General features: G+C 59.5%; 10 protein-coding genes. 2 read left to right on the forward strand and 8 right to left on the reverse strand.

Features of this window, described 5'->3' with window-relative positions:
- From EOA86_RS09440 to EOA86_RS09475, 8 genes are all read right to left on the reverse strand, one after another.
- The coding region (locus EOA86_RS09440) for an ABC transporter permease subunit (protein WP_128341343.1) at positions 1 to 656 on the reverse strand (656 nt) is incomplete at its 3' end.
- Positions 649 to 1791 carry a betaine/proline/choline family ABC transporter ATP-binding protein gene (locus tag EOA86_RS09445; RefSeq protein WP_082982249.1) on the reverse strand — a complete coding sequence of 381 codons (1143 nt, stop codon included), beginning with the start codon at positions 1789 to 1791 and terminating at the stop codon, positions 649 to 651. The genes EOA86_RS09440 and EOA86_RS09445, both read right to left, overlap by 8 nt.
- Positions 1792 to 2060: 269 nt before the next feature.
- A complete protein-coding gene (locus tag EOA86_RS09450) occupies positions 2061 to 2375 on the reverse strand; it encodes an NIPSNAP family protein (protein ID WP_128341345.1) in 315 nt (104 codons plus the stop codon).
- Positions 2372 to 3181 carry an alpha/beta fold hydrolase gene (locus EOA86_RS09455; protein WP_128341347.1) on the reverse strand — a complete coding sequence of 270 codons (810 nt, stop codon included), beginning with the start codon at positions 3179 to 3181 and terminating at the stop codon, positions 2372 to 2374. Before EOA86_RS09455 ends, EOA86_RS09450 begins: the two co-directional genes overlap by 4 nt.
- Position 3182: 1 nt before the next feature.
- Positions 3183 to 4262 (reverse strand): LLM class flavin-dependent oxidoreductase, encoded by a 1080-nt coding sequence (locus EOA86_RS09460; protein ID WP_127208004.1) that lies wholly within the window; start codon positions 4260 to 4262, stop codon positions 3183 to 3185.
- Positions 4263 to 4303: 41 nt separating this feature from the next.
- Positions 4304 to 5815 carry an aldehyde dehydrogenase gene (locus EOA86_RS09465; protein ID WP_127208005.1) on the reverse strand — a complete coding sequence of 504 codons (1512 nt, stop codon included), beginning with the start codon at positions 5813 to 5815 and terminating at the stop codon, positions 4304 to 4306.
- 20 nt (positions 5816 to 5835) lie between these two features.
- Positions 5836 to 6822 (reverse strand): flavin reductase, encoded by a 987-nt coding sequence (locus EOA86_RS09470; RefSeq protein WP_128341349.1) that lies wholly within the window; start codon positions 6820 to 6822, stop codon positions 5836 to 5838.
- A 161-nt stretch (positions 6823 to 6983) separates the two neighbouring features.
- Positions 6984 to 8777 carry a helix-turn-helix domain-containing protein gene (locus tag EOA86_RS09475; protein WP_128341351.1) on the reverse strand — a complete coding sequence of 598 codons (1794 nt, stop codon included), beginning with the start codon at positions 8775 to 8777 and terminating at the stop codon, positions 6984 to 6986.
- Between the two features lie 165 nt (positions 8778 to 8942).
- Between EOA86_RS09475 and EOA86_RS09480 the strand changes: the two genes are divergently transcribed.
- A complete protein-coding gene (locus EOA86_RS09480) occupies positions 8943 to 9533 on the forward strand; it encodes an amino acid synthesis family protein (RefSeq protein WP_065007065.1) in 591 nt (196 codons plus the stop codon).
- Between the two features lie 34 nt (positions 9534 to 9567).
- The gene (locus EOA86_RS09485) at positions 9568 to 9792 is read left to right on the forward strand and encodes a hypothetical protein (RefSeq protein ID WP_128341352.1); all 225 of its coding nucleotides are present in this window, start codon (positions 9568 to 9570) and stop codon (positions 9790 to 9792) included.
- Positions 9793 to 9811: the final 19 nt, after the last annotated feature.

Below are 9811 nucleotides of genomic sequence, written 5' to 3' on the forward strand. Positions count from 1 at the left end.
GTCTGGTTCAGTCCTCCGAGAATGGTGGGGATAGCCAACGGCAGCTGTATTTCCCACAGAAGCTGGCGCTTATCGGCGCCGAAGGCGAGACCTGCTTCGACCATTTCCTGCTCTACCATGCGAATACCCAGATTGGTGAAGCGGATGAGCGGCGGTGCAGCTGCTGTTACGACCGCCACTTCGCCCGGCACTGTGCCGACGCCGAACAGCATGACGACCGGTACGAGGTAAACGAATGTCGGTGTGGTCTGCATAACGTCGAGCACCGGCCGCACCACGCTCCAGACCTTGTCGTTACGAGCACACCAGATGCCGGTCGGCACGCCGATGGCGGTGCAAAACACGATGGCCGTGGTAATCAGCGAAAGCGTTGTCATGGCCTCGGTCCAGACACCGATGGCTGCGATCACGACAAGTGAAATGGCGCTGAACACCGCGATGCCGATGCTGGCAAGCCGATAGGCGGCCAAGAACACCAGAACGACGAAGATCGGAAACGGAATTTCGTGCAGTATGTAATCGTTGAACGACAACAGGTTTTCGACCGGCCACTTGATCGCAAGAAACAGTGGACGGAGGTGGAGCGCGACCCATTGGACGGCGTCTGCAATCCACTGGTCCACCGGAAAGATGGCTAGATCATCGGCATCAAGCATTGTGGCCTCCCATCGAAGCAGGCGCTGGCGATCTCGCCGCCGAGGCGATCCGTCCAAGGATATGTTCGGGTTCAAGCATGCCGAGGAAGCGGCCGTCCTCGTCAATGACGGCCATTGCCTTGCCGCTCTGATACAAGCCAGCGACATCCACGAGCTTGGTGGCGCCGCTCACCGCGACGAAATCACGCGTCAAAAGGTCACCGACCGGCTTGCCAGCCTTTACCTGTTGCAGGGCTGCAGCATCGAGACAGCCGACGATGCGGTTCGACGCGTCGATGGCAAAACTCATAGCCTCGGGATGCTCGGCGTCGCCGACGATCCGCGCCGAACCATCGCCCGACACCGTCGAACCGGTGCGCATCACCGACCGTGCATCAAACAATCGCGACCGGTCGACTTCGCGCGTGAAGGCGGCGACATAATCGCTGCCTGGTTCGAGCACGATCGATTGCGGTGTTCCCTCGCGCACCAACTCGCCTTCGGACATAATGGCGATGCGCGTTCCGAGTTTCAGCGCCTCCTGGAAGTCATGAGTGATGAAGAGGATGGTTTTCTTCAGCGTGCGCTGCAGCCGCAGCAACTCATCCTGCATCTCGGTCCTGATCAGCGGGTCAAGGGCGCTGAAGGCTTCGTCCATTATGAGGACGTCGGCATCGGTCGCCAGGGCCCGCGCCAAGCCGACACGCTGGCGCATGCCGCCGGAGAGTTCATGCGGGCGATGATAGGCCCATTTGGCGAGACCGACGATCGCCAGCACCTCTTCAGCGCGCCTGCGTCGCTGCGCGGCGGAAACGCCACGCAACTTCAGGCCGAATTCGGCATTTTCGATCACCGATTTGTTTGGCAACAAGGCAAAATGCTGGAAGACCATGGAGATGCGCGTGCGCCGCAATTCGCGAAGCGCGTCCTCGCGTAGCGGCACGATGTCGATATCGTCGAGCAGGATCTTGCCTGCCGTTGGTTCGTTCAGCCGGTTGATGCAACGCGCCAGCGTCGATTTGCCGGACCCCGAAAGGCCCATGACCATGTAGATCGCGCCCGAGGGAACGGAAAGCGAGACGTTGTTCAGACCGACGACGGCGTCGGTCTCCGCAAGGACACGCGCCTTATCCGCGCCGGTGGCGAGCAGCGTCATGGCTCTGGTGGGTGAAGGGGCGAAAATCTTATACAGATTCTCTACTCTCAATCGCTCTGTCACCATTGGCTCCCATGTTTCAACGATACGGATGTTCCCGATCCGCAATTTTTTGAAGAGGATCAATTAAGGGGCATGTCAGCTAGATCGTCTTCCGCGAACACGGAGGATTTTTGCTGCTACGCTTCCTCCAAACCGAGGTGCATTTACTGCAGTGCAACTCCACCGTGCGCGGTTGGCTTCAGGGTTTGCCTTGCGTTTCCCTTCTTCTATTGAAGTGGTGAAAAATCGGTCGGAAGAAGGATACGGTTTTCCGCGCTTTCGATCAGCGCCGTCAGTTTCGGAATGAAGGCCCGCCAGCGCGAATCTTCCGACAACGTGCGCCGGCGCGCGACGCGATCGGCGAAATCGGCATATCGCCACAGATGGACCACCTGGTTCAGCGCCCCGACCTCGGTGACGAAATAGCCGATCAGTCCGCCGAGAATCGGTTCCTGGATTGCCAGCCCCTCCTCGCGCACAAGCTTCAGATATTCGGAGGTTTTGCCCGATCTTATGCGATAGATACGCTCTTCAACGATCATTTCACGGTCTCCGGCACGGTCAAAAAGTCCGCCATCATCGATGCGACGAGATCGGCTGCTTCCGTCAGGATTGAATGCCGCAGCCCCGGAAGGACGCGGAGCTCGGAGCCAGGGATGCGCTCATGCATATATCTTGCCATGCGCGGATTGGAGCCTGCATCCTCCTCGCCGGTTGCAATCAACGTCGGGCAGCGAATCTGGTCGAGAAAACCGCCGAAGTCGGTCTCGGCGAGAACCCGGTAGGCAGAAGCGTAACAGTCCGGATCGTTCTGAGAATTTCGCTGTCTAAGCGTTGCGATCAGATCGGGATTCTTCTTCTGGAAATCCTCAGTCAGCCAACGCGACAGGGATGCGTCGTAGTGCGATCCCGGTTTGCCGCTGCGAAGAGCGGCGAGGCGGGCGAGGACGCGCTCCCGCTCCTCAGGCGTACGTCCCGCGACCGTCGAGAGGAGAATCAGGCGCTGAATGCGCGGAAGATGCGTCAGTGCCAACCGCTGTGCGATCAACCCGCCAAGCGAAAAACCGGCCAGATGGAAACGGTCGAAGCCGACACTGTCCGCCAACGCAAGTGTTTCGGCAACGAAATCGTCGATCTCGTAGCGGCCTTTGACGCGCGACGAGTTTCCGTGACCCCGTAGGTCGAACGTCAGGATGGTGAACCGATGCTTCAGCCGCTCGACGACCCCGCTCCAGGCTTCAAGGTAGGAACCGACACCGTGGATGAGCACCAGCGGCTCTGCCCCATTGCCGTCAACCCTATAGTTCAGGACCACATCTCCGACCGTATGACGCTGCGTATCAGTCATACTAATACCCTGCCGCGGCCAGTTGCTGGGTTTCGCGCTCGCGTTGCGCAAAGAAGGGCATGACCTCGTCTGTGAACAGGCGAAGCGTCTTCTTCTGCAGTTCGAAGGGCAAGTTGAAGCTGAGGCCGAGACAATATTGATCGACGCCAGCTGCTTCGTAGTCGAGCAGCTTCTCGATCACTTCGTCGGGCGTTCCGAACATCAGGTTCTTGCGGATATTTTCCGGGTTGTAGTTGTCGCGGCCCTTAACGCTTTCGAAGGGCACGGCCTCCGGGAAACCGTTCTTCACGGTGCCAATGTTCTGCATCAGGTTTTCGAAATAGCGACCATAATTCATGCTGTGCTCGACGGCGAGATGCCAGTCATCGACCTTGTCATAGACACAAGTGCGCCGCTGCATCATGAATTTTGGGCGTTTCACCTCGGGATGATCGGCGACCGCCTTGTTGAACTTGCTGGCGAGCACGCCGATTTCCGCCGCCGGAAGCGAGAGCGGCGTGGAGAGAATGTTGGCGCCGATGCCGAGCGCCCAGTCGAAGGTGCCGGGATCGCGGGCGGCGACCCAGATGCGAGGACCTCCCTTCTGCAGCGGCTTCGGCACCGAGGTCGCTCGCGGAAAATTCCAGTACTGGCCCTCATGCGCATAGTCACCGGCCCAAAGCTTCTGGACCGCCGGCACCAGTTCCTTCATGTAGCCGACGCCCTCCTGCTGCTGGACGCCCGGCGCCATTCGGTCGAACTCGTACTGATAGGCGCCGCGGGCGATGCCGAATTCCAGGCGCCCGTTTGTAAGGTGATCGCACAGTGCGGCCTCGCCAGCGAGACGGATTGGATTCCAATAGGCGGCGGCAAGCGTTGCCGTTCCCAGGCGGATCCGGCTCGTATGCTGAGATAGCCACGTGAGGATCTGAAACGGATTAGGTGATATCGTGCACTCGATTGTGTGGTGCTCCGGCGTCCAGATCGCCTCAAACCCGCCGGCGTCCGCGATTTTGGCAAGTTGCAGCAGATTGTCCATTACGGCCGTCATCGAGGTTTCTGGCGAGAAACGCTCCATGCCCAATGAGACGGCAAATTTCATTTCAATCTCCCTTGGATGGTTTGTCCCAGTGTTTCTGACGGTCAGCGCAGTCGAATGACAAAGGGATCCTGCATGGCGCCGGAATAGTCGATGACGACATTTTTTGCCCTGGAGAACTCGCGCATGACGTCGAAACCGCCACGCCTGCCGTAACCACTTTCCTTGAAGCCGCCATTTGCGGACATGTAAGCTGCTGACCGGTAGGTGTTGATCCAAACGGTACCTGCATCGATCCGGTTGGCGAAGCGCATCGCCCGGTCGATATTCTGGGTCCAGATCCCGGACGCGAGGCCGTAGCGTGTGTCGTTGGCGAGTTCGATCATGTCTTCTTCCGAGGAAAAGGGCATGACACCAACGACCGGTCCGAAAAGCTCGTCGCGCATGAAGGACATATCGTTCTTGGCGTCGATCATGACGGTCGGCTCGAAATACCAGCCGCGGGCGAGTTCTTCCGCCTGAGGACGCTTGCCGCCTGACGCGATCCGTGCCCCTTCCTTGACGCCCGAAGCAACGTAGGACTCGACTTTCGTCAGTTGCGCCGACAGAGCCAGCGGGCCGATATCCGTCTTGTCCTCCAATGGGTGGCCGACGGTGATACGGTTGGTGCGTTCCACCAACGCTTCGATGAAGCGGTCGTAGACGCTGGCCTCCACGAAGCAGCGCGAGCCGGCGACGCAGGTCTGGCCCGCAGCCGCGAAGATGCCCGAAACGACCCCATTAACGGCCTTTTCGATATCAACATCGGAAAAGATCACGTGGGGAGATTTGCCGCCGAGTTCCATCTGGCACTGCGCAAGGTTGGCCGCCGCGTTAGCGGCAATTTTACGGCCGGTATCGGTGCTGCCGGTGAAGACGTATTTTGCGATGCCCTTTTGCCGCGTCAACGCGTCGCCGGTTACCGCACCCGTTCCCGAGACGACGTTGACAACGCCGGCCGGAAACCCCGCTTCCATGATTAGCTCGGCCAAGGCCAGCGTCGAGGCGGTCGCGTGCTCGGAAGGCTTGATGACGATGGTGTTGCCAATCGCCAAACAGGGAGCGAGCGTTCCTGTCAACATCATCAGCGGCGAGTTCCAGGGTGTGATCATGCCGACGACGCCGATCGGTTCGCGCATGTTGAAGTTGAGCTGGTCCAGCTTGTTGACCGGGATCGTATCGCCCTGCAGTTTGTCAGCCATGCCGGCAAAGTAAGTGTAAGAGTCCGGGATCGAGCGCATCTGCGCCCGCATTTCCTTGATCAGCTTCCCGTTGTCGCGTGTTTCGATCAGCGCGAGGTCGTCGGCATTGGCGAGAACCAGATCGGCCAGCTTGCGCACCAGCTTTCCGCGATCGGTCTGCGTCATACGTCGCCAGGCAGGATTGACGAATGCCTTTTGCGCCGCCTCAACCGCCAGTCGCACATCGTTGGCGTCGGCTTCCGCAAACTGATACCAGGCCTCCGCGGTGGTCGGGTCGAAACTGTCCAGGTAGCGACCGGATGTCGGTTCGACAAACCGGCCGTCGATAAAGAGGTTGAGGCGCATTCCCTCGAGCGATTTCACCGTCGTCTTCATCGTCGCTTCCTGATTTCGGGTTAGTCTTGAATGGCCTGATGCCACGAGCGGGCCTCGCCCTCGATCATTGCCAGTCGCCCGCCGTCGCCGGAATCCATGTAGATGCCAAAGCGTTCCTGCTTGCGCTCGCGGACATAGCGGCGGAGCATCGCCCGCAATTCCCGGGTCGGGATGAGGTCATAGGGCAGCTTGTCAATGGCAAAGAACCGCAGGTCTTCCGGCAGGTCGCGCCCTTGTCCGCCATCGGCAAGTCGGGCGCGATAGATTAGATAACCGGGGTCGCAGTCAGCAACATCGAAGATCGAGTAAAGAAAGGTGTTGTCTGACAGCAGCTTGAGGGATTTTCCGTCGTTGAGCGGCAGTTCGCTGCCGGCCTTACGGCGTTTGGCCGTTGGCAGAGCCCAGCCACCGCTTCCATCCGCTCGCAGCAGAATCTCGCCGCTGGCTTCGATCAGATAGCCGATGATCATGTTGTGCGAGGCCAGCCAGCCGGACGGCAGCGGATCCTTGACGCTGGCGTATCGGCCGCGGCAAAAGCCGAGGGGCGCTGAAGGGCTCGTGCCGAAAGCCTGCACCTGGCCGATCAGGATGACATGATCGCCTGCATCGACCCTGTTGTAGATCGTGCAGTCGAACCAGGTAAGGCTGTCCGTCAGGATTGGCGCGCCGGTATGAACGCGGTCGTGATTGACGGACTGGAATTTATCGGGGGATTTCGAGGCGAAGATCGCCGAGATGTCGACCTGCCCCTCATGTAGCAGGTTAACGGCAAAGGAATCCGCCGTCGTAAAGGCAGCAAAGCTTGACGCCGATTTTGCGACGCAGACGAGCAGCAGCGGCGGATCGAGCGAAACCGAGGTGAAGGAATTGGCCGTCATGCCGCGCGGATTGCCGTCCGAGTCGCGCGTGCTGATGATGGTGACGCCGGTGACAAAGGTTCCTAAAGCGCGACGCAACGCGATTGGGTCGATGGCCGTCGCAATCTTTGCGGTTCCCGTGGTCAACATGGGATCAGCGCCTCCTGCTGGTTGATAGCGGGAAGGCTAATCGCAAGAAGAGCGAGCTTCTTCCTTCATTCAGCCGGAAGAGCGCGGAATATATTGCTACTGTTTGCGGTAAGAGACGAAGGGTGCCGATCCGCCGTCTCGAGGGTCAGGTCGATTGATCGTCAGCCACGACCTTCCGTGACACCATGCAGGTGAATGGCCAATTCGATGGCAAAGCGCTGCTCGGGCGTCTCGACATTGATGCCGAACATTTCCTGGATTCGCGAGAGGCGATAGCGCAGCGTGGTTACGTGCAGGCCCATCGCATCGGCGCAGGCGCCGCTGCGGCAGCCTTCCCGCAGATAAGTCGACAGCGTTTTCAGATAGGGCGTGCCATGCTGGCGGTCGTGGGCGGCGATGGCGCCGATGCTTTCCTGCACGAAAGCGCGTACATCGTCGGCGCCTGCGGCCGCTACGAGCATCGGCAACGGCCCGAAATCCTGGCCGGACAGCGCACCGGTGCGACCGAACGAACGGGCGATGGCAATCATGCGACTGCAGCGATCCCAAGCCAACGGATAATCCGTCAACGTGGCACAGACGTTGCTGGCGATGACGATTGGTTCTTCGTCAAAATATTGGCCGAGATCCGCTGCGATACGCCGCATCAGTTTCGATGTCCGCTCCTGTTTCCAGATCTCGTCACAGGGAATGAGGCACACCAGCCCGCCATCGATGGCCACCACGCTCGCGGGGACGGAAGCTTGCTGCATGATGCGAGCGAGACTGTGATGCAGATCGACGGACGTTCCGCCAAGATTCTTCGCGCTCTCGGGAAAGTCGACGACGACGATTTGCTGAGTTGTCATGAAATTGATGCCGAGCCGCTGGGCCCGCTGCTGGACATCTGCCGCGTCGCGCCAACGCCGCTCCACCACCTCGAAGAAAAGCTCGGTCTGTGTGCGGGTTTCGAAACGGAATCGGATGAAACTGCGCATCATTTGGACGCTGAGCGCGAACTTGGCGCTGTCAAGCAGCAACTGGTCCAGATCGCTGAAGGCACGCGACGTGGAAAAGATGATCAATGCCCCGACAAGTTGGCGGTCGACCGTCAAGGGCTCGATGCGGGCGGCGAGATTGAGCCGGGAGCAGCCGTCATCGAGAAAAAGCGTCGCCCCGCTGTTGCCGCCCCGCTCAATTGTATCGCGTGCTGCCTTTCCCAGTTGTCGGCTCAGCGGACCCGCCGCTGACGATTGCCAAGCGACATCATCGAACTGCACCTCGCTTGGCGAGCGGCCGGCGACAATCTGGTTCGCAGTAAAATCGACGACGACGACCGGATTGGGCAGCAGGCTACCGACCATCGCCGACAATGAAGAAACCGAGCCGTCTGCAAGCACGTGTTCAAGTAGTGAGGTGTGCGCCTTGAGCGCCTTTTGCAACCTGTCTCCGGCCTGCCGTTCGGCTTCCAGCCGCTGCTCCCTCTCGATCGCGATGGCGCCGAGATGGACGATCATACCCAGAAACGCCAAATCCTCTTCCGGGACCTCCATGATATCCCGCGACACAACGCTCAGCACCATTGGCCGGCCCTCGAAGTCGCTGCAGTTCATAGGCATGACCAGGACGGTACGGTAGTCTCGCTCGAAAGCTTCGCGGCGATAACCTGGAAACTCCTCGGATTCGCGCACGTCGCGGATGTAGACTGGCTCGTTCCGCTTCAAGGCGATCAGCGAGGGGCTCGTCGCCAGTTCCCAACGGTCAGGGAGCGTTCGCTCGATCAACGTCGGATCATAGCGAACCATCACATGGGCATAACCATGAGCGGCATCGATCGACATGATCGAACCGAGCGTCCAGTTCGCATAGCGGCAGGCGGCGAAAACCAAGTGCTTCAGAATCGTGACAAGATCGCCGCCGGAATTGATCTCACTCGCGACATCTTTGAGAACCGAGATTTGCGCCTTCCTGTCCACGATCGCTCCCTGCGCCACGACCCGCTGAGTTAGGCATGCGACGAAGCTGAATTCTACATCGTTTCGAAGTGCCGGCCATTCTGTTTTTCCTCCCTAATGAAGGAAGACATTCACCGTCGTTGCTCATTAGGTTGCGCCACAATCCAGCGAACAGATGAGGAATCCATGGATCTCGGAGTGAGAAAGTTCTGCACATTCATCGAGGAAGTATTCGTCGAGGGTGGCAAGAAAGCCGACCAACCGATCTCCATGGTGGTGGTCGCAGCCGTCTTGAAGAACCCGTGGGCCGGTCAAGGGTTCGTTGAAAATTTGCGCCCTGAGATTCTCCGGTTGGCGCCGGGTCTTGGCGCCGAAATGACCAAGCGGTTGGTGGCGCTCTTGTCGGCGGATAAGGTCGAGGCTTACGGCAAGGCGGCTTCGGTCGGCGTCAATGGCGAGATCGAACATGCATCGGCGCTGATCCATACCTTACGGTTCGGCAATATGTTCCGCACGGCGGTAAACGGCACGACCTATCTGAGTTTCACGAATACCCGCAACGGGCCTGGCGCCCTTCTTTCCCTGCCGATGACCCACAAGAGCGAAACCGGCAAGCGCTCCCACTTCCTGACGGCCAGTTTCCAGGTTCCGGACGCGCCCGGTGCGGATGAGATACTGATCGCCATTGGCGCGTGTGATGGCGGGCGGGCGCATCCGCGTATCGCCGACCGCTTCCAGGACCTGGCGGAAATGGAAGCTGAGGAGCAGGCACGCTGAGCTTCCTCTTTCGCGGTAATCCCGAGGCGCCGAAATGACCTTCCTCTATGATTGCGATGCGGAACGCGGTGCCGAGTGGGCAGCGATTTTTGCCAAACGCGCGCCCGAAATCGCATTCCACTATCGGGCGGACGCGATCGACCCGCGTTCGGTGAAATATCTCGGCGTCTGGAATCAGCCCATAAACCTAAGCGCGAAGAGCCGGAGCATTGAGGCTCTCCGCCTGAGGGCCACCGGCCCCCGCCAGGCAAACCTATAAACAGTGCTAGCTGTAAATG

This window comes from Mesorhizobium sp. M5C.F.Ca.IN.020.32.2.1, assembly GCF_004023105.1.
In the GTDB taxonomy this organism is placed as follows: domain Bacteria; phylum Pseudomonadota; class Alphaproteobacteria; order Rhizobiales; family Rhizobiaceae; genus Mesorhizobium; species Mesorhizobium wenxiniae.